Source organism: Streptomyces sp. NPDC006372 (genome assembly GCF_040612515.1).
Lineage (GTDB): Bacteria > Actinomycetota > Actinomycetes > Streptomycetales > Streptomycetaceae > Streptomyces.
Genome location: NZ_JBEXQJ010000002.1, coordinates 301632 through 325483 on the forward strand (window position 1 = coordinate 301632; position 23852 = coordinate 325483).

Consider the following 23852-nt stretch of genomic DNA (forward strand, 5'->3'; position numbering starts at 1 on the left):
TCGTCGATGCTCGGGCGAGGGCAGACCCCTGGTGACGGGCAGGGGACAGCTAACAGGCAGCGCAAAGGGTCAGTGTAGCCACTTGGCACACTGATGTCCAGTGCGGGTTCTGGAACCCGTGTTCACCCTCGTTGTTCCACTCCTGCGACAAGGCGCTGCCCTCAACGCACGTTGATACTGCCCTCTTCGTCGTCGATCCATGCCTCGGATTCGGATCCTTGTGACGACGCGTCCTGAGAATTGCGCGCTGCGTGCGGTTCGTCAAGGCCCCCCTGCCCGAACCGGGGCCTGCCCAGAGACACGACGAAGATCACCATACCCCCCGCCACTGAGGGTGCAAGGCAACCGTGGCCACACCCCCGGAACGCCGAAGAGCGACCACCCGGATGGATGATCGCTCTTCCGCGCTTACGCGTTACACGCCCAGGAGGACGTGTCGTGGATCCTGACGGATCCGGGAGGTCTTACTTGACCTCGACAGCGGCACCGGCGCCCTCGAGGGACTCCTTCGCCTTGTCGGCGGCCTCCTTGTTGACCTTCTCCAGAACCGGCTTCGGCGCACCGTCGACCAGGTCCTTGGCCTCCTTCAGGCCGAGGGAGGTGAGCTCACGCACGACCTTGATGACCTGGATCTTCTTGTCGCCGGCACCGGTGAGGATGACGTCGAACTCGTCCTTCTCCTCAGCGGCCTCGGCAGCGGCGCCACCAGCGGCACCACCGGCGACGACGACCGGCGCGGCAGCGGCGGCGGTGACGTCGAACTTCTCCTCGAACGCCTTCACGAACTCGGAGAGCTCGATGAGGGTCATCTCCTCGAACTGCGCGAGCAGGTCTTCCTGGCTGAGCTTCGCCATGATGGCGGTCCTTCCACTAAATCGGCAGGTGCCGGATGTACATGTGAGGCGGGCGTACTACTGGCCCGCGACGGCCTCCGCGTTCAGGCAGCGGGGGCCGGGATGCGAGCCGAGTTACTCGGCACCGCCCTGCTCGTCCTGCTTGGCACGGAGCGCGTCCACGGTGCGGACGAGCTTCGACGGCAGCGCCTGGAAGACAGAGGCAGCCTGGGACTGCTTGCCCTTCATGGCACCGGCCAGCTTGGAGAGCAGAACCTCGCGGGACTCGAGGTCCGCAAGCTTCTTGATCTCATCGGCGGACAACGCCTTGCCGTCAAGGACGCCGCCCTTGATGACGAGGTTGGGGTTGTCCTTGGCGAAGTCACGGAGACCCTTCGCCGCCTCGACCGGGTCACCGGTCACGAAGGCGACGGCCGACGAACCCGTGAAGAGGTCGTCGATCGTGTTGATCCCGGCCTCGTTGGCCGCAATCTTGGTCAGCGTGTTCTTCGCCACACGGTAGTGGGCGTTCTCACCGAGTGAACGACGCAGCTGCTGGAGCTGCGAGACGGTGAGACCGGTGTACGCGGTGACGACGGCGCCGTTCGAGTTGCGGAACTTGTCCCGCATCTCCTCGACGGCATCGACCTTGTCAGGCCTCGCCATGAGCCTCGGCCTCCTTCCGGGTGATTCGGACCGCGCGGACCCGAAGGAGGACTGGGGAAAACGAAACGCCCCGGCGCAGGCGCACGGGGCGTAGCTCGACCGGTTGTCCACACACACGGGGCGGCGGTCTCCGGGAGCTCTTCCAGTTCACCTGCGCGGGTCGTCCGCCGTTCAGCGGATCCTTCGGCCACCGCATCCTCATCCGAGCACGCGGTAACGACCAGCGGTCTTTGGCTTCTGTAGGAGAGTACGGGAACGGATCGCCGTCAAGCAAATCCGCCCGTACGACGGTCGGCGCGGGGCGGATCAGCCCTGGTCCAGCTCCTTGAACATCTCGGCGAGGTCCGCGACGTCCTTGGCCGGCGGGGCCGTGACGGTCACCGGCTTGTTGTAGTCGAGGAAGGTGATGGTCATGTCGAGCGGGCCCTTGTCGGCGTCGCCCTTCATGCGGAACTGCTTGGTGTGGTCGTCGCCGTCGACCCACATGTCCATCGTGAGCTCGTCGACGCCGAGCTTCTCGTACTGCTTGATGCTCTTCTCGCGCCGCTCGCGGGTCTCCGCCTTCTCGTCCTTGAGGGAGGCGCGGAGGTCCTTGAGGGTGACCGTGCCCGTGTAGTGGGTGGTCTCGACGCCGTCGACCTTCTCGGTGCCGACCTCCTTCACGTCCTTGGCCCCGGTGAGGAAGCCGGACTCGGTGGCCGGGTTCTTCTCGGCCTGGCTCGTGGATCCCATCCGGTCCAGGTCCTTGCCGGCCTCGGACCCGGACAGATCGAACTTGATCCAGGACTTGCCGTCCATCTCCTTGGCCGCGTCGGCTCCCCCACCGATGTACATGGCCTTGTCGACGAGGCGGATCTCCGCGGCCTCGGTGCCCTTGTCGGGCGCGCTCATCTTCATGCTCATGGCGATCGTCGGCTTCAGACGCATCGACGCCTCGCCCGCGACCCGGCCCTCGCCCGGCGCGGTGCCCTTCAGGCGGTAGCGGAGCGAGGTGATGTCCTCCGTGTTCTTCGCCGCCTTGGCGACGGCGGCCGCGGGTGTCATCTCCGGCGACTGCTCGGATCCGCAGCCGACCGCCCCCGCGGCGAGCAGCAGAGCGCCGAGACCTGCGGCAGGTATGACTGTCCTCATTGATTCCCCCCAAGGAATACATGATTGCTTCACAGCAAGGCCGTGAGCCTATCCCAGGGGGCACAAACGATCTATCCGATTTGGCGCCGACTTCGGTGAGCTGCTTCTCAGGGCCGCGTCGGGGACATCGGCGGGGTTTGGTCCCAGGCCAGGGTGCCGTCGGCCGTCATGGACGTCAGCGAGCCACACAGGGCCGTGAGGGGTCCGTCGCGGGCGGCTGCCCGCACGTCGACCCGGGCCACCGGCGTACGTACCGGAAAAAGGGAACGGACCCCGCACCTGTGAGAGGTGCGGGGCCCGTGACCGGTTGGGTGAGCCTCAGGCTCAGACCGCCGCCGGGTCCTCCTCGACGAGGAGGTTGCGGGTGCGGTTGGAGTCGACCGGAATGCCGGGGCCCATCGTGGTGCTGATGGCGGCCTTCTTGATGTAGCGACCCTTGGCGGCGGACGGCTTCAGACGGAGGATCTCCTCCAGGGCCGCGCCGTAGTTCTCCACCAGCTTGGTGTCGTCGAACGACGTCTTGCCGATGATGAAGTGCAGGTTCGAGTGCTTGTCGACGCGGAACTCGATCTTGCCGCCCTTGATGTCGTTGACAGCCTTGGTGACATCGGGGGTGACGGTGCCGGTCTTCGGGTTCGGCATCAGACCACGCGGACCGAGCACGCGGCCGAGGCGGCCGACCTTGCCCATGAGGTCCGGGGTGGCGACGACGGCGTCGAAGTCCAGACGGCCCTTCGACACCTCGTCGATCAGCTCGTCGGCGCCGACGATGTCGGCGCCCGCGGCACGCGCGGCCTCGGCACGGTCGCCGGTCGCGAAGACCAGGACCCGGGCGGTCTTACCGGTGCCGTGCGGGAGGTTCACGGTGCCACGGACCATCTGGTCGGCCTTGCGCGGGTCGACACCCAGGCGGAAGGCGACCTCGACGGTGCCGTCGAACTTGGTCGTGGAGGTCTCCTTGGCGAGACGGACGGCCTCGAGCGGGGCGTAGAGCTTCTCCCGGTCGATCTTGGCGTCCGCAGCGCGAAGGGACTTGCTGCGCTTGCTCACTACTGCTCCTGTGGATTCTTAGGAGTCGTGGTCCGGGCCGAGCAGGCCCCGCCACTTCTGCTGATGGGTTTGGGGCTCAGCCCTCGACCGTGACGCCCATGGAACGGGCGGTGCCGGCGATGATCTTCTCGGCGGCGTCCAGGTCGTTGGCGTTGAGGTCGGGCATCTTGGTCGTGGCGATCTCACGGACCTGGTCACGCGTGATCTTCGCGACCTTGGTCTTGTGCGGCTCGCCGGAGCCCTTCTCGATGCCCGCGGCCTTCAGGATCATCTTGGCGGCCGGCGGGGTCTTGGTGATGAAGGTGAAGGAACGGTCCTCGTAGACCGTGATCTCCACCGGGATGACCCAGCCACGCTGCGACTCGGTCGCGGCGTTGTAGGCCTTGCAGAACTCCATGATGTTGACGCCGTGCTGACCCAGCGCGGGGCCGACCGGCGGGGCCGGGTTGGCGGCACCGGCCTGGATCTGGAGCTTGATGAGCCCCGTGACCTTCTTCTTCTTGGGAGGCATAGCTCTCCGGGTCCTTTCGATTCGGGTCCTGCCCACATTCGGGGACCACCCGGACGCAGGCATACCGCACAACGATAACGGGTATAGATGCGCGGCCAAAAACCGAGCAGGTCAGGCGGACGCTCGAGCGATCGCCTGACCTGCGCGGAAGCGGTGAGTCCAGAAGCGGCTAGTTCTTCTGGATCTGGTCGAAGGAGAGCTCGACCGGCGTCTCGCGGCCGAAGATCTCGACGAGACCCTTGACCTTCTTCGAGTCGGGGTTGATCTCGTTGATGGTCGCCTGCAGCGTGGCGAACGGGCCGTCGGTGACGGTGACCGAGTCGCCGACCTCGAAGTCCAGCACCTGGACCTCGACCTTGCGCTGCGGAGCGGGCTTGCCCTCGGCCTCGGCGGCCTCGCGGGCGGCCTTCTCCTCGGCCTCGGGGGCGAGCATCTTGACGATCTCGTCCAGCGTCAGCGGGTACGGGTCGTAGGCGTTGCCCACGAAGCCGGTGACACCCGGGGTGTTGCGGACGACGCCCCAGGACTCGTTCGTCAGGTCCATGCGGACCAGGACGTAGCCCGGGAGCTTGTTCTGCTTGATGTTCTTCCGCTCGCCGTTCTTGATCTGGACGATCTCTTCCTCGGGCACCTCGGCCTGGTAGATGAAGTCCTCGACGTTCAGCGAGACGGCGCGCTGCTCCAGGTTGGCCTTCACGCGCTTCTCGTAGCCCGCGTAGGTGTGGATGACGTACCACTCACCGGGCAGGCCCCGCAGCTCCTCGCGGAGCTTCTCGATCGGGTCGCGGTCGTCCTCGACCTCTTCCTCGGGCTCTTCCGCGGCCTCTTCGCCGGCCTCGGTCTCCGCCTCGGCGGTGTCGTCCGCGGCGGCGTCGGCAGCCTCGGCCTCGGTGGAGGCGTCGGTGTCCTCGCTGTCCGCGCCCTCGACGGTGTCGAGCTCGTCCTCGACGGACTCGACAGGCTCGATGGCGTCGTTCACGTTCGGGTCAGACACGGTGGCTGCTTCTTCCTGGATACATAGGGGTGGAACATGCGAAAGGAGCGCCGGGTACCTCGGCGCTCTTCGCGGGCTGCTCAGCCGAACACGTACTTGGCGGCGTGGCTGAGACCATAGTCGATCACGGTGACCAGGCCGATCATGATGACGACGAAGACGATCACCACGGTCGTGTACGTCGTCAGCTGGTTGCGCGTCGGCCAGACGACCTTGCGGAGTTCCGCGATGATCTGGCGGTAGAAGAGGGCAAGGCGCTTCAGCGGGCCCTTCTTGCCGCGCTTGCCGCCCTTGCGGGTCTTCTTGGACTCCGGCGCCTCGTCCTGGGCATCAGGCATGTCGATGGAGCCCACGGCGTCCGTCACTCGTCCTCACCTGATTCCGGGTCGTGGCCGTGCCGCGCCCGGTCTGAGCCGCACGGCGGTGCATTGCTGTACGTACATGCGCACACATCCTGGCGAAGGTGTGTGTAGCAGGGCCGGAGGGACTTGAACCCCCAACCGCTGGTTTTGGAGACCAGTGCTCTACCAATTGAGCTACGACCCTTTGTGTGTCCCCCAACGTACCGCATTCGTCCGGATGCCTGGTGTGCACCCCATGAGCGCGGCCGCTGAAGGCCAACGAGGTGAGAGTGTACGTGGTCCGCGGCCGGTCGTCGAACAGAAAGGGGCCGCAGGAGGCCTCGTTGACGGAAGATCGCCTGGGAAACGGGCCGCGGACGGCCGGGATTCGACGGAAGATCGCCCTGGCGGTGTGGGCGATCCGCACTGTTGTTCAAGGGTTTGCCCGACGTTGTTCAGTCTGTGAAACCCCAGTGCCGCGCGCGTTTCCAGTCTGAAACGATGGGGCCCATGAGCCCTGCAACCCCTCCCACCGAGCGCCGGGTCTCCGCCCGAGTCGGCGCGATCTCCGAGTCCGCCACCCTCGCCGTGGACGCCAAGGCCAAGGCCCTCAAGGCCGCCGGGCGTCCGGTGATCGGCTTCGGCGCCGGCGAGCCCGACTTCCCGACCCCGGACTACGTCGTCGAGGCAGCGATCGAGGCCTGCAAGAACCCGAAGTTCCACCGCTACACGCCGGCCGGCGGTCTGCCCGAGCTGAAGGCCGCCATCGCCGCGAAGACCCTGCGTGACTCCGGCTACGAGCCGGACGTCTCGGAGATCCTGGTCACCAACGGCGGCAAGCAGGCCATCTACGAGGCCTTCGCCGCGATCCTCGACCCGGGCGACGAGGTCATCGTGCCCGCGCCGTACTGGACGACGTACCCCGAGTCGATCCGGCTGGCCGGCGGTGTCCCGGTGGAGGTCGTCGCCGACGAGACGACCGGCTACCGGGTGACCGTCGAGCAGCTGGAGGCGGCCCGTACGGAGAAGACGAAGGTCGTCCTCTTCGTCTCGCCGTCGAACCCGACCGGCGCGGTCTACGGCGAGACGGAGACCGAGGCGATCGGCCGCTGGGCCGTCGAGCACGGTCTGTGGGTGATGACCGACGAGATCTACGAGCACCTGGTCTACGGCGACGCCTCCGCCGTGTCGCTGCCTGCGGTGCTGCCCGAGCTGCGCGACAAGTGCGTCGTGGTGAACGGGGTCGCGAAGACGTACGCGATGACCGGCTGGCGCGTCGGGTGGATCATCGGCCCGAAGGACGTCGTCAAGGCCGCGACGAACCTCCAGTCGCACGCCACGTCCAACGTGTCCAACGTCGCCCAGGCGGCGGCGCTGGCCGCCGTCTCCGGTGACCTGGACGCCGTCGCGACGATGCGTGAGGCGTTCGACCGGCGCCGCAAGACCATCGTGCGGATGCTGAACGAGATCGACGGCGTGGTGTGCCCGGAGCCGGAGGGCGCGTTCTACGCCTACCCGTCGGTGAAGGCGCTGGTCGGCAAGGAGATCCGGGGCCGGCGGCCCAAGGACACGGTCGAGCTCGCCGCGCTGATCCTGGAGGAGTCCGAGGTCGCGGTGGTGCCGGGTGAGGCGTTCGGTACGCCCGGGTACCTGCGGCTGTCGTACGCGCTGGGTGACGAGGACCTCGTCGAGGGCGTGAGCCGGATCCAGAAGCTGCTGGCGGAGGCCAGGGACTGAGGCTTCCGTTCCGGTCCGGGGCACATACCGAATTCGGTATGTGCCCCATTTGTTTGTGCGAGCAAGACCACTAATGGGGAAACAGCTACCGGGACGGCTGAGGCGTACGGCAGGATCCTGGGATGGAGCGTGTACGTGATGTCTCTGAGCTGCCGAAAGCCCACCTGCATCTGCACTTCACCGGGTCGATGCGGCCCTCGACCGTGCTGGAACTGGCCGACAAGTACGGGGTGCGACTGCCCGAGTCGCTGACCGAGGCGCTTCTCGGCGGGGAACCGCCGAGACTGCGGGCGACGGACGAGCGGGGCTGGTTCCGCTTCCAGCGGCTGTACGACGCGGCCCGCTCGTGCCTGCGGGAGCCGGAGGACATCCAGCGGCTGGTGCGGGAGGCGGCGGAGGAGGACGTCCGGGACGGCTCGGGGTGGCTGGAGATCCAGGTCGACCCGACGTCGTACGCGCCGCGGCTGGGCGGTCTGATCCCGGCGCTGGAGATCATCCTCGACGCGGTGGAGACGACGTCGCGTGAGACCGGGCTCGGTATGCGGGTGCTGGTCGCGGCGAACCGGATGAAGCATCCGCTGGACGCGCGGACGCTGGCCCGGCTGGCGGTGCGGTTCGGTGACCGGGGGGTCGTCGGCTTCGGTCTGTCGAACGACGAGCGGCGGGGCATGGCGCGGGACTTCGACCGGGCGTTCGCGATCGCGCGGGAGGGCGGGCTGCTGTCGGCGCCGCACGGGGGTGAGCTGAACGGGCCGTCGTCGGTGCGGGACTGCCTGGACGACCTGGGGGCGAACCGGGTGGGGCACGGGGTGCGGGCGGCGGAGGATCCGCGGCTGCTCCGGCGGCTGGCCGAGCGGGGTGTGACGTGCGAGGTGTGCCCGGCGTCGAACGTGGCGCTGGGGGTGTACGAGAAGCCGGAGGACGTGCCGCTGCGGACACTGTTCGAGGCGGGTGTCCCGATGGCGCTGGGCGCGGACGACCCGCTGCTGTTCGGCTCCCGGCTCGCCGCGCAGTACGAGATCGCGCGGCGGCATCACGGGTTCACGGACGAGGAACTGGCGGAGCTGGCCCGGCAGTCGGTACGGGGCTCGGCGGCGCCGGAGGACGTGAAGGCGAAGCTGCTGTCGGGGGTGGACGACTGGTTGCTGTCTTAGCGCCGGGCTCCCCTGGCCGCCCTGGCTGCGGGCATGTGTGCCGCTGGGACGATGGGTGGAGAGCCTCGGTCGGCCCGGCCACCACCACTGGCGTGGCTCGGCAGGCGGTGCCGGACGGTCGTCTCAGAGACTGACCCCGACCGTCACCGGTTCATTGACCAGGGTGATCCCGAAGGCCTCGCGGACGCCGGCCACGACCTCGCGGGCCAGGGTGAGCAGGTCCTCGGTGGTGGCGCTACCCCGGTTGGTGAGGGCCAGGGTGTGCTTGGTGGAGATGCGGGCGGGGCCGTCGCCGTAGCCCTTGGTGAAGCCCGCCTTGTCGATCAGCCAGGCCGCGGAGGTCTTGGTCAGGCCCTCGCCCGCCGGGTACGCGGGGGGCTCGGTCTCGGCGCCGAGGCGCTGCTTCGCGCGCGTGCGGAAGATCTCGAAGTCCGCGTCCGTGAGGATCGGGTTGGTGAAGAAGGAGCCGGCGGACCAGGTGTCGTGGTCCTCGGGGTCCAGGACCATGCCCTTGCCGGCGCGCAGCTTCAGGACGGTGTCGCGGGCCTGCGCGAGCGGGACGCGGTCGCCCGCTTCGACACCGAGGGCACGGGCCGTCTCGGCGTACCGGAGAGGGGCGGAGAGACCGTCGGCCTCCTCCAGGCGGAAGCGGACGCGCAGGACCACGTACCGCTCCGGGGCGGACTTGAAGCGGCTGTGGCGGTAGGAGAACGCGCAGTCCTCGTTGGCCAGGGTGACCGTCCGGCCCGTGCGGCGGTCGTAGGCCACGACCTCGGTGATCGTGGAGGAGACCTCCTGGCCGTACGCCCCGACGTTCTGAATGGGGGTCGCGCCGGCCGAGCCGGGGATTCCGGCCAGGCACTCGATGCCGGCCAGGCCCGCCTCCACCGTGCGGGCGACGGCGTCGGTCCACACCTCACCGGCCGCCAGTTCCAGGCTCGTGCCGTCGAGGGAGAAGCCCTTGGTGGCGATGACGAGGGCGGTGCCCTCGAAGCCCTTGTCCCCGATGACCAGGTTCGAGCCGCCGCCGATGAGCAGCAGCGGGGTACCCGCCTCGTCGGCTTCGCGTACGGCGGCGATCACCTCGTCGTCGGTCGTCGCGGTGATCAGCCGGGTCGCGGGGCCGCCCAGCCGGAAGGTGGTCAGCGGGGCGAGGGGGGCGTCGTGGAGTTCCTGCACGGGCTCAAGAGTACGAGACGGCTTCGAGGGGCTCGCGCACGTGTGGGTCCTTCAGGGCAGCCGCCGGAACGCCTCGGACCAGGAGAGCGGGAGGTCGTCGCTCCTCACCTGCCAGGTCGTGGAGGCCTTGTCCCGCATCTGCGAGGCGACGCCCCGGGCGGCGGATTTGTGGGCCCCGGCGCGGACGAAGTCGTCCAGCGCGGCCTTCGACTCCCAGGCGGACAGTGTCCAGAACATCCGCCGCAGCGGTTTCGCCTTCAGGGTCACTCCGTAGGCGCCAGGGCTGTTGCGCACCTGCCGCCAGACGGCGGGCGTTCCCACGAGGAACTTCAGCGCTCCCCACAGGGTGCGGGTCTCGAAGCGGGTGGCGAAGACGTGCACCTCGGTGTCGCGGGGCGGGTTGTCGGGGACGGTCCAGGGAAGGGTGGGCATGACAGTTCCTCCTTCGGGTCGGCAGGGTCGGCAGGTCCTTGAGGATCAGTGGGAGGCCGTCTCCAGTACCGGCGCCGGGGCGGCCGGGGCCGTCTGCCGCTCCGTACGGCGGCGCGTCGGGATCAGCAGGGCCGCGACGCCCGCGAGGGCGACCACCGCGGAGCCCACGACCAGCGCGGGCCGCATGCCGTCGACGAAGGTCTGCCCGGTCTCGTATCCGCCCTGGGCCGCGAAGATCGACGCCATGACGGCGATGCCGAGCGCTCCGCCCACCTCGCGCAGGGCGTTGTTGGCACCGGAGGCGATGCCCTGCTCCTGGGGCCGGACACTGGACATCACCAGGTGCGAGGCGGGGGCGAAGAACAGGGCCATCCCGATGCCGCTGATGATCAGGGCGGGCAGCTGGGAGACGTAGGAGGCGTCTGCCGTGGCGACGACCGACATGTAGCCGAGGCCCAGGGCCTGGAGGAACAGTCCGGTGGCGACGACCGGGCGGCCTCCGACCCGGTCGGCGAGGATCCCGGCGATCGGGGCGACCAGCATCGGCATGCCGGTCCAGGGCAGCATCCGCAGGCCGGCCTCGGTGGGCGAGTAGCCGAGGACGCCCTGCATGTACTGGCTGAGCAGGAAGATCGAGCCGAACATGCCGAGGAACATCAGCAGGCTCGCCGCGTTGATGCCGGAGAAGGCCCGGGAGCGGAAGAGCCGCATCGGGAGCATGGGGTGGGCAGCACGGGTGCTGTAGAGGACGAAGCCGGCGAGCAGCGCGGAGCCCGCGAACAGGCCGGTCAGGACCAGTGAGCCGGTCCAGCCGTCGGCGGGGCCGCGGACCAGGCCGTAGACGATGCCGAAGAGGCCGCCGCTGGCGAGCAGGGTGCCGGGCACGTCGAGCGGGGCTCCGGTGCCGTGCGACTCGGCGAGGCGGAAGCGGGCGAGCGGCAGCAGGACCAGGCCCAGCGGGACGTTCAGCCAGAAGATCCACTGCCAGGAGATGTGTTCGGTGAGGGTGCCGCCGATGAGTGGCCCGGAGGCGACGGCGAGTCCGTTGACGGCTCCCCAGATGCCGTACGCCATGCCCCGCTTGGCGGCGGGCACGGCCGCGGTCAGCAGGGTGAGGGTCAGCGGCATCATCACCGCCGCGCCGGCGCCCTGGACCGCGCGGGCCGCGATCAGGGAGTCGATGCCGGGCGCCATGGCCGCCGCGGCGGAGGCTCCGGTGAAGACGGTGATCCCGGCGGCGAAGAGCCGGCGGCGGCCGAAGCGGTCGCCGAGGGCGGCGCCGAACATCAGCAGGACGGCGAAGGTGAGCGTGTAGGCGCTCACGGTCCATTCCAGATCGTGCAGGGCTCCGCCGAGGTCCTCGCGGATGGAGGGCAGGGCGGTGGTGACGACGAGGTTGTCGAGGGCCGCCATGAATCCGGCGACGCTGGTGATGACGAGGGCCCAGGCGGCTCCTCCGCGACGTGCGGTCTGCTGTGACATCGCTCCCCCAGGAGTGATTCGCTTGATCAATTAGTTATTGATTACTAACTTTCGCGGACATGAAAAAGGCGCGGCGTCCTCGCCGTTCCGTGTCAGCTGTCGAGCTCCGGCGGGTTCAGGCCCGCCCAGACCCGGTGATCGGCCGGGAAACCCATGACAACCAGGCAGTTGATGAGCATGCCCTGAGCCACGAAGGTCGTCGTCCGGTCGACGTCGGCACCCAGCGGCAGATGAACCGTGTCCCACAGCCGCATCCAGCCCGTGCGCACGGCCTCGCCGAACTCGCGGTCGCCCTCCTCCTCGGCAGCCGCCACGGCGAGGTACATCTGCATCTGCATCATCAGCCGCTCGGGCTGTTCGGAGACCGTCGCGATGTACGCACCGCCCATGGCATGGAGTGCCTCTTCGCCCTCCAGCCCCTCGGCGGCCTCCGCGAACATCCGGATGGTGTCCTCGACGCACCGCTCGGCCGCCGCCAGGAAGATCGCCTTCTTGCCCGGGAAGAGCCGGAAGAGATACGGCTGCGAGACGCCGACCCGCCGGGCGATCGCCTCGGTGGACGTGCCGTGGTAGCCGCCGCGCGCGAACTCGGTCATCGCCGCGCGGATGACGCTCTCGCGCCTCTCCTCTGCACTCATCCTGGCCATGCATGCGAAGTTAGTGCTCAATCACTAACCAAGTCAAGTGCTCATTCGCCCGTCCGACCGGCAAAGGGGCGCCCCCTGACTGGAGAGCGCCCCTGACCTGGTAATTCCCCGGCTCAGGCCAGCCGTACGACCGCCCGCGACATGCCCAGCACCTTCTGCCCGGCGCTGGTCGCCGTCAGGTCGACGCGGACCGTGTTGTCGTCGAGCTTCGCCGCGACCTTGCCGGCGACCTCGATCACGGCCCCCTGGTCGTCGTTCGGCACGACGACGGGCTTGGTGAAGCGGACGCCGTACTCGACGACCGCGCCCGGGTCGCCGGCCCAGTCGGTGACCACGCGGATCGCCTCGGCCATGGTGAACATGCCGTGCGCGATGACGTCCGGCAGGCCGACCTCCTTGGCGAACTTCTCGTTCCAGTGGATCGGGTTGAAGTCGCCGGAGGCACCCGCGTACTGCACGAGGGTCGCGCGGGTCACGGGGAACGTCTGCGCGGGCAGTTCGGTGCCGACCTCGACGTCCGAGTAGGAGATCTTCGCCGTCATGGGATCGCTCACGCCTCCTCGGCCGCGCGGGCCACGAGCTTGGTCCAGGCGGTCACGACGTGCTCGCCGGCTTCGTCGTGGACCTCGCCGCGGATGTCCAGGATGTCGTTGCCCGCGAGGGACTTGACGGACTCGATGGTCGAGGTGACCGTGAGCCGGTCGCCGGCGCGGACGGGGCGGCGGTAGGCGAACTTCTGGTCGCCGTGCACCACCCGGCTGTAGTCAAGGCCGAGCTGCGGGTCCTGGACGACCTGCGCGGCCGCCTTGAAGGTGATCGAGAAGACGAAGGTCGGCGGGGCGATGACGTCGGGGTGGCCGAGCTCCTTGGCGGCCTCCGCGTCCGTGTACGCCGGGTTGGCGTCCCCGACCGCCTCGGCGAACTCCCGGATCTTCTCCCGGCCCACCTCGTAGGGCGCGGTGGGCGGGTACGTCCGCCCCACGAAGGACTGGTCGAGCGCCATGGCCCGGCACCTCCTGTTGCTCTACTGAACGGTACAGGTGACTCAACGACGCGAGGCCGCCCCCGATTACTCGGGAGCGGCCTCGCGTACGAGCCTGTTTTATCGCGTCTCGCGGTGCGCGGTGTGCGCGTTGCAACGCGGGCAGTGCTTCTTCATCTCAAGACGGTCCGGGTTGTTACGCCGGTTCTTCTTGGTGATGTAGTTCCGCTCCTTGCACTCCACGCAGGCCAGCGTGATCTTCGGGCGGACGTCGGTGGCAGCCACGTGAGTGCTCCTTGACGAACGGATGGGAATGGTTTAACGCAAGAAAGAGTAGCCGATCGAAGGACCGACCCCGCAATCGGCTACTGTCAGTAGCGGTGACCGGACTTGAACCGGTGACACAGCGATTATGAGCCGCTTGCTCTACCGACTGAGCTACACCGCTGCGATGCGATCGGACCCCGTCTCGCGACGGGAACCGTTCACACCAGAGCCCCAAAACGGAATCGAACCGTTGACCTTCTCCTTACCATGGAGACGCTCTGCCGACTGAGCTATTGGGGCGAGCGATGAAGACATTACACGCTCGGCAGCCGTTCACCCAAATCCGTTTCGGCGGCCCCGGCCGGGACGTTCGCATCGTCCTCCCGGCCGCCTCGTGCGTGCCTCCCGTTCCGCACAGCGGGCCACACCGGTACGACTATTGCGCTCCTCCCCGCGACGGGCGGGGGGCCGTCCTAGGCTCGACTCACTCTGAGTGATCATGCGTCCTCGCGTGCGCAGCCCGAGCCCCTGGAGCGCGATGCCCGACAGCCAGCCGCAGCCACCGCAGCCCTCGCCGTCCTCACCGGGTCCGGCCGACCCGTCGTCGCTGCTGCTGTGCGGGGCGCGGCTCACCGACGGCCGGACGGTGGACGTCCGGTTGGGCGGCGGACGCATCGAGGCGGTCGGTACGGCCGGCAGCCTGGCGGCGGGCGGCACGCGCGCGTGCGGGGCGCGGGTGGATCTCGGCGGCTATCTGCTGCTGCCGGCCCCGGCCGAGCCGCACGCCCACGCCGACACCGCCCTGTCGGCCGACACCGGGGGACCGGTCTCGTACGAGCCCCGGGACGTCCAGCGCCGGGCCACCGAGGCCGCGCTGCTCCAGCTCGGGCACGGGGCGACGGCGGTGCGGGCCCACGTGCGCGTGGGGGACGTCCAGGGGCTGGCCGCGCTGGCGGCCGTGCTGCAGGCTCGGCGGGCGCTGCGGGGGCTGGCCGAGCTGACCACGGTGGCGACGCCCCGGGTGCTGACCGGCGTGGCCGGGGCGGACGGGCTGGCCATGCTCCGGGACGCGGTGAAGATGGGCGCCTCGGTGGTGGGCGGCCGGCCGGACCTCGACCCGGACCCGGCGGGATACGTGGAGGCGGTCCTGGAGGTGGCCTCCGAGCACGGCTGCCCCGTCGACCTGCACACGGACGCCGGGGACCCCGCGCGGCTGGCCCGGCTCGCGGCGATGGCGGGCGGGCTGCGCCCCGGCGTCTCCCTCAGCCCGTGCGGCGATCTCGGCCGGCTGCCCTCCGACGTGGCCTCACGGACCGCGGACCAGCTCGCGGCCGCCGGGGTGTCGGTGGTGTGCCTGCCGCAGGGCGGGTGTGGCGGTGTGGACCGGCGGGGCGCGGCTCCCGTACGGCTGCTGCGCGCGGCGGGGGTCCGGGTGGCCGCCGGGAGCGGGGCGCTGCGGGACGTGTCGAACCCCGTGGGGCGCGGCGACCCGCTGGAGGCGGCGTACCTGCTGGCCTCACGCTACGGCCTGGCGCCCGAGGAGGCGTACGACGCGGTGAGCGGTTCGGCGCGTGCGGTGCTGGGGCTGCCGGAGGTGCGGGTGGAGGCGGGCTTCCCGGCCGAGCTCCTCGCGGTGCGCGGGGAGCGGCTGGCCGGGGCGTTGTCGCTGGGGTACAGCCGGGTGGTGGTGCATCAGGGGCGCGTGGTGGCGCGGACCAGCGCGGTGCGGGAGTACTGCAGTTCGGCGGCCTCGGTGGAGCTGGGCCTGCCGCGGCAGGGGCGGGGGGAAGTGTCGTAGCGCCCTCGGGCGGGTGAGGCGGCGCGGGCGTGGCCGGAGCCGTGCGGCGGACGGGGCCGTGCGGGCGTACGGTCGAAGGCATGCGCATTGTCATCGCTGGTGGTCATGGTCAGATCGCGTTGCGGCTGGAGCGGCTGCTCGCCGCGCGCGGAGACGAGGTAGCGGGGATCATCCGCAAGGCCGAACAGGCCGACGATCTGCGGGAGGCCGGTGCCGAACCGGTCGTGCTCGACCTGGAGTCGGCGACCGTGGACGAGGTCGCGGAGCGGCTGCGGGGCGCCGACGCGGCGGTGTTCGCGGCGGGCGCGGGCCCGGGCAGCGGAGTGGCCCGCAAGGACACGGTGGACAAGGCCGCGGCGATCCTCTTCGCGGACGCGGCGGTGAAGGCGGGCGTACGGCGTTTCGTGGTCGTGTCGTCCATGGGCGCCGACCCGAACCGCAAGGGCGACGAGGTCTTCGATGTGTACCAGCGCGCCAAGGGCGAGGCGGACGCGTACGTACGCGGCCTGGACGCCCTGGACTGGACGATCCTGCGCCCCGGTCAGCTCACCGACGACGCCGGCACCGGTCTCGTACGCCTGGAGGCGCACACGGGCCGTGGGCCGATCCCGCGCGACGACGTGGCCGCCGTACTGGCGGAGCTGGTGGACACCTCCGCGACGGCCGGGCTCACCCTGGAGCTGATCAGCGGGCCGGCGCCGGTGTCGGTGGCCGTGAAGTCGGTGGCGGGCAACTGAGCCCCGCAGGTGTAACGGGGATTTAGAGGGCCGTTTCAGAGGGCCGCTCGCTTGTGCGGCGCTGCTGTGCGGAGGGCGAGGGCGGTCGGGGCCGCCCTCGGGCAGCGCTCAGAACAAGGGGAGTTGGCCGGGGAAGTCCGGTACCGCGTAGCCGTCCAGGGACGGTTGCTCCGGGCCGGGGTGGGCCTGGCGGCGGGAGCCCGGGCACGAGGTGAGTTCGCCGTGTTCCCGGGCGCCGGGCGGGTCGTGGCGCGCGTACCGCCCGGCGACGACGGCGATCTCGCGACGACACTCGGGGCAGTTTCTGCGACGGGAGGACATGGGGTCAGTGTGCCGCGTGCGCGGTTCGCCCATGCCTCTCCCCTGCCCGCCTGTCTCGGCGTTCGGGTCCGCCTCTCCTCCACCACCCTCCGTCCGATCCCTTGTGGCCTCCGTCCGATCCCCCGTGGCCTCCGTCCAACACCGGGACCCTCACCCCATCCGGTTGCTTAAGTCAATCAATCGGCCTAGCTTTGACGCGTCGCGTTGTCCCTGACGGCCCATACGGAGGCCCGGCCATGCCCCAAGCCCTTCCCCGACCAGTCGGCGACGGGAGGTCCGTGGCGCCGCGGGCCAACGCCGTCGTGGCGGTCCTGGCCTTCGGCGGGATCGTGGTCTCGCTGATGCAGACCCTGGTGATCCCGATCGTCCCGGAGCTCCCCCGGCTGCTGGACGCCCCGGCCTCGGACACCGCCTGGGCCGTCACCGCCACGCTGCTCGCCGCCGCCGTCGCCACCCCGATGACGGGCCGGCTCGGCGACATGTACGGCAAGCGGCGGATGCTCCTGGTCAGCCTCGTCATGCTGGTGGCCGGCTCGGTGACCGCCGCGCTCAGCGACACGCTCGCCCCGATGATCGTCGGACGGGCGCTCCAGGGCCTCGCGTCCGGTGTGATCCCGCTCGGCATCAGCATCATGCGGGACGAACTGCCCGCCGAACGGCTCGGGTCGGCGACCGCGCTGATGAGCGCCTCCCTCGGTGTCGGCGGCGCCCTGGGGCTGCCCGCCGCCGCACTGATCGCGGACAACTTCGACTGGCACGTGCTGTTCTGGGCCTCGGCCGGACTGGGGGCCGTCGCCCTCGTGCTGGTGCCGGCCATGGTGCCGGAGTCGGAGGTGCGGACCGGCGGGCGCTTCGACCTGGTCGGCGGCATCGGTATGGCGGCGGGGCTGGTCTGCCTGCTGCTGGCGATCTCCAAGGGCGCCGACTGGGGGTGGAACAGCGGCACCACGCTCGGTCTGTTCGCGGCGGCCGTCGTAGTCCTGCTGGTGTGGGGCTGGTGGGAGCTCCGCGTGAAGGAGCCGCTGGTCGACCTGCGCACCACGGCCCGCCGTCAGGTGCTGGTCACCAACCTCGCCTCGATCGCCGTCGGGTTCGCGATGTTCGCGATGTCCCTCGTCATTCCGCAGCTCTTGCAGTTGCCCGAGGCGACCGGCTACGGCCTCGGCGAGTCACTGCTCGTCGCCGGTCTGACGATGGCCCCCTCCGGCCTGGTCATGATGGCCACGGCACCGATATCCGCCGCCCTGTCCAAGGCCAAGGGTCCGAAGATCACCTTGATGGTCGGCGCCCTCATCGTGGCCGCCGGATACGGGCTGAACATCGCGCTGATGTCCGAGCTCTGGCACTTCGTGCTCGTCACCTGCGTCATCGGCGCCGGCATCGGCTTCACCTACGGTGCGATGCCCGCACTCATCATGAGCGCCGTGCCCGCCTCGGAGACGGGTGCGGCGAACAGCCTCAACACGCTGATGCGGTCCATCGGTACGTCGACGGCCAGCGCGGTGGCCGGCGTGATCCTGGCGCAGATGACGACGTCCTTCGGGCAGACCGCCCTGCCGTCCAAGGACGGGTTCAAGGTCGTCCTGGCCATCGGCGCCGGGGCCGCGCTGCTCGCCTTCGTGGTCGCCTCCTTCATTCCGAAGCAGCGGGTCGCGGAGGCCGCTGAGGCGGCGGGGGTGCCGGTGGGCGAGGAACCGGGGGCTGACGGGTCGGCGGTCGATGATGCGCAGGCAGGTGACGCGGAGCGGGCCGTGGTTGAGGGATCGGCCCTCGTCGCGGAGGCCGAGGCGGACGGTCCCGCCCCGGGCGGGACGCCCGTACGGGGCCGTGTCCTGGGGGCCGAGCGGGCGCCGGTCGCCGGGGCGGCGGTGACGTTGATCTCGCTCGGCGGGAGGCAGCTCGGGCGGACGGTCTCGCGGGACGACGGGTCGTACGACGTGGACACGCCCGGAGCCGGTTCGTACGTCCTGATCGCCTCGTCGGAGGGCTACCAGCCGCAGGCCGCCACGATCGTCGTGGCCGGTGAGCCGCTGGCGTACGACGTGCTGCTCAGCGGTACCAGCGGTATCGCCGGTGTGGTGCGCTCCGCGGACAGCGGGACGCCGGTCGCCGAGGCCGTGGTCATCGTGACGGACGTACGCGGGGACGTACTGGCCTCCGCGCGCACCGACGTACTGGGCGAGTTCACCGTCACCGACCTGGTGCCGGGCCCGGTGACCCTCGCGGTCAACTCCCCCAAGCACCGGCCGCTGGCCCAGGTCGTCGAGGTCGGCGGGGCCGGGACCACACGGGTCGAGCTGGAGTTGCGACCCGGCGCGCAGGTGCGGGGCACGGTGCGCGGAGGGGGCGCGCCGCTGAGCGACGCGCTGGTGACCTTGGTGGACGCGGCGGGCAATGTCGTCGCCACGACCCGTACCGGCCACGACGGGGCGTACGCCTTCTCCGACCTGGACACGGGTGCGTACATGGTCATCGCGACCGGGTACCCGCCGCAGGCGGCGTCGGTGGCTGTCTCGGGCGCCGGCGCGGACGACCACGACATCGAACTCGCCCACGCCGGGGAGTAGTCCGCTGACACCTCCCCCACCGGGGCCATGCCCTGAGTCCTCGCCGGGCTCCACCGCGTTCTTCCACGACCCCGGCGAGGAAGGCGCTCAGCCGGTCGCCGAGCCGAACCACCTGGGCAGCCGGCTGAGCAGCTCCTCCTGGTCCTCGCCGACCCACGCGACGTGGCCGTCCGGCCGCAGGAGCACGGCGGGCACGTCGAGTTCCTCGCTGACGTCCACGACGTGGTCGACCCGGTCGCCCCACCCGGCCACCGACAGCCGCCCGGTCTGGTCGAGCAGCAACCCGCGGCCGCCGCGCATCAGCTCGTAGAGGCGCCCCCGCTTCAGGGGTACGTCCCGCAGCCGCCGGCCGAGCAGTTCGTGCCCCTCGCCGAAGTCGTAGCGGACCGCGATCGCGGTGATCTTCTCGATCAGGTACCGGTTCACGTCCTCGAACTCCATCAGCTCCCCGAGCAGTCGGCGCACGGCCTGCGGCCCCGGCTCGGAGCTCAGCAGCTCGGTCTGCGCACGGGTGTTGTCCAGCACGGCGGCGGCCACCGGGTGCCGCTCGCTGTGGTAGCTGTCCAGCAGGCCCTCCGGTGCCCAGCCGCGCACCTCGGCGGCGAGTTTCCAGCCGAGGTTGAACGCGTCCTGGATGCCGAGGTTGAGGCCCTGTCCGCCGGTCGGCGGGTGGATGTGCGCCGCGTCACCGGCCAGCAGGACCCGGCCGACGCGGTAGCGCTCGGCCAGCCGGGTGGCGTCACCGAAGCGGGACAGCCAACGCGGCGAGTGCACACCGAAGTCGGTGCCGCCGAAGTGCCGCAGCCGCTCCTTGAACTCGTCGAGGGTCGGCGGGACCGAGCGGTCCTCGGCCACCCCCTCGGCAGGCACCAACACGCGGTACAGCCCCTCCCCGAGAGGCATGGCGCCGAACCGCCACACGGTCTTGCGCACCTCGGCCATGACAGCCGCCAGCTCCTCCGGCGACACGGTCAGCTCCATCTCGCCCAGCAGCGTCTCGATCCTGGCGGGCTCACCGGGGAAGTCCACGCCGAGCAGCTTGCGCACGGCACTGCGGCCACCGTCGCAGCCGACGAGGTAGCGCGAGCGCAGCCGCGTGCCGTCCGCCAGTTCGGCGGTCACACCGTCCTCGTCCTGGCTCAGCCCGACCAGCTCGCAGTCGCGCCGGATCTCGGTGCCGAGCTCAATGGCGTGCTCGGTCAGCAGGCGTTCGGTCTCGCTCTGCGGGATGCCGAGGACGTACGAATGCGCGGTGTCCATCCGGGCGGGCCACGACGTGCCCAGGCCACCGAAGAACCCGCCGGTCGCGTGCTTCTGACCGAGCGAGAGGAACCGCTCCAGCAGACCGCGCTGGTCCATCAGCTCGATACTGCGCACATGGATGCCGAGGGCGCGGGACTGCCCGGTCGGCTCCGCCAGCTTCTCCAGCACGGCCACGCGCACGTCGCGCAGCCGAAGCTCGCCGGCCAGCATCATGCCCGTGGGTCCCCCGCCGACCACGATCACGTCCAACATCCCAGCCCCCAATTCCCGTCTTTTCACCTTCGGCCGGTGATTGTGCGGGACAAAGGGGGCCTTGCCGCAAGACCCCCCTCGTGCTATAAGTTGAGAGTGGCAAGGAGAGCTCTCCTTGCCTTTCTCTTTTCCCGGGCAGGCCAGGAACGCGTTCCGCCATCGGTCGCGCTACCGACCGGCTCCGACCGGCAACGACGATCGCCTCGACCGCGATGGCCAGGCGGGAGGGCTCATCGGCGGGGTGCGTCGGCCTCCCTTCGGGCATCCTGGCAGGGCCCGGATGCCGGCATGCAGTGGCCCTTCCCGCTTCTTTTTCCACGACCCGCGCATTGCGCACGCACCACTCCGGCATTCCGGCGAATTGCGCTGTAGCTCGATATCGACAGCTCGATATCGACAGCTCGATATCGACAGCTCGATATCGGCCGCACCAGAAGGACATTTCCCGCCACTGCCCGCAATCCGAGAAGAGGTACCGGGGCCGGCGATCACGAGCCCGTCGGGCCCGCACCGTCACCGGAGTCTGCGATCCTGGACGGTGATACACATCACCCGACCCGCACACTTCGGACGCGCACGACGAAGACCCCCTCTCGTCTGCGTCTCCGCAGAAGAGAGGGGGTCTTCCCCAATGTGGCGGCGCCAGGATTCGAACCTGGGAAGGCTGAGCCGGCAGATTTACAGTCTGCTCCCTTTGGCCGCTCGGGCACACCGCCTGGTGGCCGCCCGTCGAACCGCCTTTCGGCGGCGCTCCGTGGCAACGACGTAAACAATACCTGATGTGGAGGGGTGCTCCGCCACCCGATTGATCGGCGCCCGGAGGGCAGGGGGTGGCTAGGCTTGTCCGGATGCGGCCAGGGACCTGAACGGGCCCGGCGGCCGCCACGTACGCCGGTACGCACGATACGCACCCCGATACAAGGAGCCACAGGACATGGCCGACTCCAGTTTCGACATCGTCTCGAAGGTCGAGCGGCAGGAGGTCGACAACGCACTCAACCAGGCCGCCAAGGAGATCTCGCAGCGCTACGACTTCAAGGGCGTGGGCGCCTCGATCGCGTGGTCCGGTGAGAAGATCCTCATGGAGGCCAACTCCGAGGACCGGGTGAAGGCGATCCTCGACGTCTTCCAGTCCAAGCTGATCAAGCGCGGCATCTCGCTGAAGGCTCTGGACGCGGGCGAGCCCCAGCTCTCCGGCAAGGAGTACAAGATCTTCGCGTCCATCCAGGAGGGCATCTCCCAGGAGAACGCGAAGAAGGTCGCCAAGACCATCCGCGACGAGGGCCCCAAGGGCGTGAAGGCCCAGGTGCAGGGCGAGGAGCTGCGGGTCAGCTCGAAGAGCCGTGACGATCTGCAGGCCGTCATCACCCTGCTGAAGGGCAAGGACTACGACTTCGCGATGCAGTTCGTGAACTACCGCTAGGGGCTGTCGTTTGGATCAGGTCGACTGAGAGGGACTGCACCTATCAGCCGACCCGAGCGGGGCGTGGTGCGTGCAGCTGCAAGGCGGAGGAGGGCGGCGACGCGATGGGGGCACCGCCCGCGCGAGCGAAGCCGAGCGTGGGGGAGTCGACAACCGACGACAACGCGGCAGATGTGCGTGCCACGCCCCGCGGCGCCGGCATGATCCAAACGACAGGCCCTAGGTCCGTCGGCCTCCGGGCCGCCGGTCGGCACCGGTACGAGGAAGGGCGGGCGCCCGTCGGGTGCCCGCCCTTCTCGTCGTCTTCCGGCCGCGGTCGGTGAGTGCCTGCCGGGCGTGGTCACCGGCGCGGTCAGTCGCGCGAGTTGCCGAACAGGAGGCGGTAGGCGATCAGCAGGACGAGCGATCCGCCGATCGCCGCGGCCCAGGTCGCGCCGTCGTAGAAGTCCTTGGTGATCGGGTGGTCCATCCAGCGGGACGAGATCCAGCCGCCGATGAACGCGCCCGCGATGCCGATCAGGGTCGTGCCGATGAGGCCGCCCGGGTCACGTCCTGGCAGCAGGAACTTCGCGATGGCTCCGGCCAACAGTCCCAGGATGATCCAGCTGATGATGGTCATGCCGCGAACCTGCCCTTTCATGCTGTGCCCGCACTGTCCCGGCCATGTGATCTTGCTCCCGGCGGGCCGAGATGGTGCGTCGTACGTCACGCGGCGCGCGCGTCGTCCTTGCCGCGCCTGTTCACGCCGTCTTGGTGGGGAGGACGTCCCGGCCGCACCCGCCGGTTGCACTGATCAGTAGGGTGCGAGGCATGACTGCCTCCGGTTCCGGACTGCGCCGCACCCTCGGTCTGGGGGACGCCGTCGTCGTCGGACTCGGCTCGATGGTGGGAGCCGGAATCTTCGCCGCCCTCGCACCGGCGGCGCACGCGGCCGGGTCCGGGCTGCTGCTCGGGCTGGCCGTCGCCGCCGTGGTCGCGTACTGCAACGCCATGTCGTCGGCTCGCCTCGCCGCTCTGTATCCGGCCTCGGGCGGTACGTACGTGTACGGGCGGGAGCGGCTCGGCGAGTTTTGGGGATATATCGCGGGCTGGTCGTTCGTGGTCGGGAAGACGGCCTCCTGTGCGGCGATGGCGCTCACCGTGGGCACGTACGTCTGGCCGGGGCAGGCGCACGCTGTGGCGGTCGCGGCCGTGGTGGCGCTGACCGCGGTGAACTACGGCGGTATCCAGAAGTCCGCGTGGCTGACGCGGGTGATCGTGGCGGTGGTCCTGGCCGTCCTCGCTTCCGTGGTCGTCGGGTGTCTGGTGTCGAGTGAGGCCGGTGCCGGCCGGCTCGCCATCGGGGCCCCGGACGGTGCGGGCGGGGTGCTTCAGGCGGCCGGGCTGCTGTTCTTCGCGTTCGCGGGGTACGCCCGGATCGCGACGCTCGGTGAGGAGGTACGGGATCCGGCGCGCACGATTCCGCGCGCCATCCCGATGGCGTTGGGCCTCACGCTGGTCGTGTACGCCTGTGTGGCGGTGGCTGTCCTCTCGGTGCTGGGGCCGGACGCTCTCGGGGACGCCTCGGCACCCCTGGCCGACGCGGTGCGCGAGGCCGGGTCGCCCTGGCTCGTGCCGGTGGTGCGGGTCGGTGCGGCCGTGGCCGCGCTGGGATCGCTGCTCGCCCTGATCCTGGGTGTCTCGCGAACCACACTGGCCATGGCCCGGGACCGGCATCTGCCGGGCGCGCTGGCGGCCGTGCATCCGCGTTTCCGGGTGCCGCACCGGGCGGAGCTGGCCGTGGGTGCGGTGGTCGCGGTCCTGGCCGCCACGGTGGACGTCCGGGGCGCGATCGGGTTCTCCTCCTTCGGGGTCCTGGCCTACTACGCCGTGGCCAACGCGTCGGCCTGGACGCTGGATCCGGCACCGGCGGCGCGGGTGGTGCCGGTGGTGGGGCTGGCCGGGTGTGCGGTGCTGGCGTTCTCGCTGCCCGGGGCTTCGGTGGTCGTGGGCGCGGGTGTGCTGGTGGTGGGGGCGGTGGCGTACGGGGTGCGGCGGTGGGCGCGGGCGAGGACCGGACGGGCCTAGGGCGCAGGACCGCGTCCG

General features: G+C 70.0%; 23 protein-coding genes, 4 tRNA genes and 1 pseudogene. 7 read left to right on the forward strand and 21 right to left on the reverse strand.

The annotated features are described in order from the left end of the window. Positions 1-464 precede the first annotated feature (464 nt). The 8 genes from rplL to ABZ016_RS05850 all read right to left on the reverse strand — a co-directional run bounded on the left by rplL (position 465) and on the right by ABZ016_RS05850 (position 5731). Positions 465-854 carry a 50S ribosomal protein L7/L12 gene (rplL, locus tag ABZ016_RS05815; RefSeq protein WP_356915278.1) on the reverse strand — a complete coding sequence of 130 codons (390 nt, stop codon included), beginning with the start codon at positions 852-854 and terminating at the stop codon, positions 465-467. A 114-nt stretch (positions 855-968) separates the two neighbouring features. Then, positions 969-1499: a 50S ribosomal protein L10 gene (rplJ, locus tag ABZ016_RS05820; RefSeq protein ID WP_003992328.1), complete on the reverse strand. Its 531-nt coding sequence runs from the start codon at positions 1497-1499 to the stop codon at positions 969-971. Positions 1500-1805: 306 nt separating this feature from the next. Then, positions 1806-2630 (reverse strand): DUF1396 domain-containing protein, encoded by an 825-nt coding sequence (locus tag ABZ016_RS05825; RefSeq protein ID WP_356915279.1) that lies wholly within the window; start codon positions 2628-2630, stop codon positions 1806-1808. Positions 2631-2954: 324 nt separating this feature from the next. Continuing rightward, a complete protein-coding gene (rplA, locus tag ABZ016_RS05830; RefSeq protein WP_215119478.1) occupies positions 2955-3680 on the reverse strand; it encodes a 50S ribosomal protein L1 in 726 nt (241 codons plus the stop codon). Positions 3681-3756: 76 nt separating this feature from the next. Further along, positions 3757-4191 carry a 50S ribosomal protein L11 gene (rplK, locus tag ABZ016_RS05835; RefSeq protein ID WP_003992325.1) on the reverse strand — a complete coding sequence of 145 codons (435 nt, stop codon included), beginning with the start codon at positions 4189-4191 and terminating at the stop codon, positions 3757-3759. A 169-nt stretch (positions 4192-4360) separates the two neighbouring features. Further along, positions 4361-5185, reverse strand: coding sequence for a transcription termination/antitermination protein NusG (gene nusG, locus ABZ016_RS05840; protein ID WP_356915280.1), 825 nt, complete (start codon positions 5183-5185; stop codon positions 4361-4363). Between the two features lie 80 nt (positions 5186-5265). After that, the gene (gene secE, locus ABZ016_RS05845) at positions 5266-5550 is read right to left on the reverse strand and encodes a preprotein translocase subunit SecE (RefSeq protein ID WP_356915281.1); all 285 of its coding nucleotides are present in this window, start codon (positions 5548-5550) and stop codon (positions 5266-5268) included. 108 nt (positions 5551-5658) lie between these two features. After that, positions 5659-5731: transfer RNA gene (locus ABZ016_RS05850), tRNA-Trp, on the reverse strand. A 305-nt stretch (positions 5732-6036) separates the two neighbouring features. On the opposite strand from ABZ016_RS05850, the gene ABZ016_RS05855 reads away from it, so the two are divergent. Both ABZ016_RS05855 and ABZ016_RS05860 read left to right on the forward strand, forming a co-directional pair. Continuing rightward, positions 6037-7263: a pyridoxal phosphate-dependent aminotransferase gene (locus ABZ016_RS05855; RefSeq protein ID WP_356915282.1), complete on the forward strand. Its 1227-nt coding sequence runs from the start codon at positions 6037-6039 to the stop codon at positions 7261-7263. A 122-nt stretch (positions 7264-7385) separates the two neighbouring features. Beyond that, positions 7386-8417 (forward strand): adenosine deaminase, encoded by a 1032-nt coding sequence (locus ABZ016_RS05860; RefSeq protein WP_356915283.1) that lies wholly within the window; start codon positions 7386-7388, stop codon positions 8415-8417. 123 nt (positions 8418-8540) lie between these two features. Here ABZ016_RS05860 and ABZ016_RS05865 read toward each other — a convergent pair. The 9 genes and pseudogenes from ABZ016_RS05865 to ABZ016_RS05905 all read right to left on the reverse strand — a co-directional run. Continuing rightward, a pseudogene (locus ABZ016_RS05865) lies at positions 8541-9614 on the reverse strand (UDP-N-acetylmuramate dehydrogenase); the annotation flags it as partial. Positions 9615-9647: 33 nt separating this feature from the next. Further along, positions 9648-10028: a DUF3291 domain-containing protein gene (locus ABZ016_RS05870; protein WP_356915284.1), complete on the reverse strand. Its 381-nt coding sequence runs from the start codon at positions 10026-10028 to the stop codon at positions 9648-9650. 45 nt (positions 10029-10073) lie between these two features. Then, on the reverse strand, positions 10074-11510 hold the full coding sequence (locus ABZ016_RS05875) for an MFS transporter (protein WP_356915285.1): 1437 nt from the start codon (positions 11508-11510) through the stop codon (positions 10074-10076). A 92-nt stretch (positions 11511-11602) separates the two neighbouring features. Next, on the reverse strand, positions 11603-12157 hold the full coding sequence (locus tag ABZ016_RS05880; protein ID WP_356915286.1) for a helix-turn-helix domain-containing protein: 555 nt from the start codon (positions 12155-12157) through the stop codon (positions 11603-11605). 113 nt (positions 12158-12270) lie between these two features. Further along, positions 12271-12699, reverse strand: coding sequence for a MaoC family dehydratase (locus tag ABZ016_RS05885; protein WP_003992316.1), 429 nt, complete (start codon positions 12697-12699; stop codon positions 12271-12273). 8 nt (positions 12700-12707) lie between these two features. Further along, complete coding sequence (locus ABZ016_RS05890; RefSeq protein ID WP_356915287.1) at positions 12708-13160, reverse strand: MaoC family dehydratase N-terminal domain-containing protein; 453 nt, start codon at positions 13158-13160, stop codon at positions 12708-12710. Positions 13161-13259: 99 nt separating this feature from the next. Then, complete coding sequence (gene rpmG / locus ABZ016_RS05895; RefSeq protein WP_003948671.1) at positions 13260-13424, reverse strand: 50S ribosomal protein L33; 165 nt, start codon at positions 13422-13424, stop codon at positions 13260-13262. A 90-nt stretch (positions 13425-13514) separates the two neighbouring features. After that, positions 13515-13587, reverse strand: a tRNA-Met gene (locus ABZ016_RS05900). Between the two features lie 46 nt (positions 13588-13633). Next, positions 13634-13706 (reverse strand) — tRNA-Thr (locus tag ABZ016_RS05905). Between the two features lie 238 nt (positions 13707-13944). On the opposite strand from ABZ016_RS05905, the gene ABZ016_RS05910 reads away from it, so the two are divergent. Next, positions 13945-15204: an amidohydrolase family protein gene (locus ABZ016_RS05910; protein ID WP_356915288.1), complete on the forward strand. Its 1260-nt coding sequence runs from the start codon at positions 13945-13947 to the stop codon at positions 15202-15204. Between the two features lie 80 nt (positions 15205-15284). Then, positions 15285-15941 (forward strand): NAD(P)H-binding protein, encoded by a 657-nt coding sequence (locus ABZ016_RS05915; protein WP_356915289.1) that lies wholly within the window; start codon positions 15285-15287, stop codon positions 15939-15941. Between the two features lie 108 nt (positions 15942-16049). On the opposite strand, the gene ABZ016_RS05920 is transcribed toward ABZ016_RS05915, so the two are convergent. Further along, positions 16050-16262: a hypothetical protein gene (locus tag ABZ016_RS05920; protein WP_356915290.1), complete on the reverse strand. Its 213-nt coding sequence runs from the start codon at positions 16260-16262 to the stop codon at positions 16050-16052. A 236-nt stretch (positions 16263-16498) separates the two neighbouring features. On the opposite strand from ABZ016_RS05920, the gene ABZ016_RS05925 reads away from it, so the two are divergent. Beyond that, positions 16499-18829: an MFS transporter gene (locus ABZ016_RS05925; RefSeq protein WP_356915291.1), complete on the forward strand. Its 2331-nt coding sequence runs from the start codon at positions 16499-16501 to the stop codon at positions 18827-18829. Positions 18830-18916: 87 nt separating this feature from the next. Here the strand turns inward: ABZ016_RS05925 and rox are convergent, their stop codons facing one another. Next, on the reverse strand, positions 18917-20344 hold the full coding sequence (gene rox, locus ABZ016_RS05930) for a rifampin monooxygenase (RefSeq protein ID WP_356915292.1): 1428 nt from the start codon (positions 20342-20344) through the stop codon (positions 18917-18919). A gap of 634 nt (positions 20345-20978) precedes the next feature. Next, a tRNA-Tyr gene (locus ABZ016_RS05935) sits at positions 20979-21060 on the reverse strand. Between the two features lie 218 nt (positions 21061-21278). Between ABZ016_RS05935 and ABZ016_RS05940 the strand changes: the two genes are divergently transcribed. Further along, entirely contained in the window at positions 21279-21767 is a 489-nt protein-coding gene (locus ABZ016_RS05940; RefSeq protein WP_003992309.1) for a YajQ family cyclic di-GMP-binding protein, read from the forward strand. 352 nt (positions 21768-22119) lie between these two features. Here ABZ016_RS05940 and ABZ016_RS05945 read toward each other — a convergent pair whose 3' ends face one another. Beyond that, positions 22120-22386: a GlsB/YeaQ/YmgE family stress response membrane protein gene (locus tag ABZ016_RS05945; RefSeq protein WP_003992308.1), complete on the reverse strand. Its 267-nt coding sequence runs from the start codon at positions 22384-22386 to the stop codon at positions 22120-22122. A gap of 191 nt (positions 22387-22577) precedes the next feature. Between ABZ016_RS05945 and ABZ016_RS05950 the strand changes: the two genes are divergently transcribed. Further along, the gene (locus ABZ016_RS05950) at positions 22578-23834 is read left to right on the forward strand and encodes an APC family permease (RefSeq protein ID WP_356915293.1); all 1257 of its coding nucleotides are present in this window, start codon (positions 22578-22580) and stop codon (positions 23832-23834) included. The last annotated feature ends 18 nt before the right edge of the window (positions 23835-23852 follow it).

Excerpts from the sequence above, each read along its gene's own strand:
- rplL (WP_356915278.1), bottom strand. The coding sequence starts at position 854 with ATGGCGAAGCTCAGCCAGGAAGACCTGCTCGCGCAGTTCGAGGAGATG.
- rplJ (WP_003992328.1), bottom strand. The coding sequence starts at position 1,499 with ATGGCGAGGCCTGACAAGGTCGATGCCGTCGAGGAGATGCGGGACAAG.
- ABZ016_RS05825 (WP_356915279.1), bottom strand. The coding sequence starts at position 2,630 with ATGAGGACAGTCATACCTGCCGCAGGTCTCGGCGCTCTGCTGCTCGCC.
- rplK (WP_003992325.1), bottom strand. The coding sequence starts at position 4,191 with ATGCCTCCCAAGAAGAAGAAGGTCACGGGGCTCATCAAGCTCCAGATC.
- ABZ016_RS05855 (WP_356915282.1), top strand. The coding sequence starts at position 6,037 with ATGAGCCCTGCAACCCCTCCCACCGAGCGCCGGGTCTCCGCCCGAGTC.
- ABZ016_RS05860 (WP_356915283.1), top strand. The coding sequence starts at position 7,386 with ATGGAGCGTGTACGTGATGTCTCTGAGCTGCCGAAAGCCCACCTGCAT.
- ABZ016_RS05870 (WP_356915284.1), bottom strand. The coding sequence starts at position 10,028 with ATGCCCACCCTTCCCTGGACCGTCCCCGACAACCCGCCCCGCGACACC.
- ABZ016_RS05875 (WP_356915285.1), bottom strand. The coding sequence starts at position 11,510 with ATGTCACAGCAGACCGCACGTCGCGGAGGAGCCGCCTGGGCCCTCGTC.
- ABZ016_RS05880 (WP_356915286.1), bottom strand. The coding sequence starts at position 12,157 with ATGGCCAGGATGAGTGCAGAGGAGAGGCGCGAGAGCGTCATCCGCGCG.
- ABZ016_RS05885 (WP_003992316.1), bottom strand. The coding sequence starts at position 12,699 with ATGACGGCGAAGATCTCCTACTCGGACGTCGAGGTCGGCACCGAACTG.
- ABZ016_RS05890 (WP_356915287.1), bottom strand. The coding sequence starts at position 13,160 with ATGGCGCTCGACCAGTCCTTCGTGGGGCGGACGTACCCGCCCACCGCG.
- ABZ016_RS05910 (WP_356915288.1), top strand. The coding sequence starts at position 13,945 with ATGCCCGACAGCCAGCCGCAGCCACCGCAGCCCTCGCCGTCCTCACCG.
- ABZ016_RS05915 (WP_356915289.1), top strand. The coding sequence starts at position 15,285 with ATGCGCATTGTCATCGCTGGTGGTCATGGTCAGATCGCGTTGCGGCTG.
- ABZ016_RS05920 (WP_356915290.1), bottom strand. The coding sequence starts at position 16,262 with ATGTCCTCCCGTCGCAGAAACTGCCCCGAGTGTCGTCGCGAGATCGCC.
- ABZ016_RS05925 (WP_356915291.1), top strand. The coding sequence starts at position 16,499 with ATGCCCCAAGCCCTTCCCCGACCAGTCGGCGACGGGAGGTCCGTGGCG.
- rox (WP_356915292.1), bottom strand. The coding sequence starts at position 20,344 with ATGTTGGACGTGATCGTGGTCGGCGGGGGACCCACGGGCATGATGCTG.
- ABZ016_RS05940 (WP_003992309.1), top strand. The coding sequence starts at position 21,279 with ATGGCCGACTCCAGTTTCGACATCGTCTCGAAGGTCGAGCGGCAGGAG.
- ABZ016_RS05945 (WP_003992308.1), bottom strand. The coding sequence starts at position 22,386 with ATGACCATCATCAGCTGGATCATCCTGGGACTGTTGGCCGGAGCCATC.
- ABZ016_RS05950 (WP_356915293.1), top strand. The coding sequence starts at position 22,578 with ATGACTGCCTCCGGTTCCGGACTGCGCCGCACCCTCGGTCTGGGGGAC.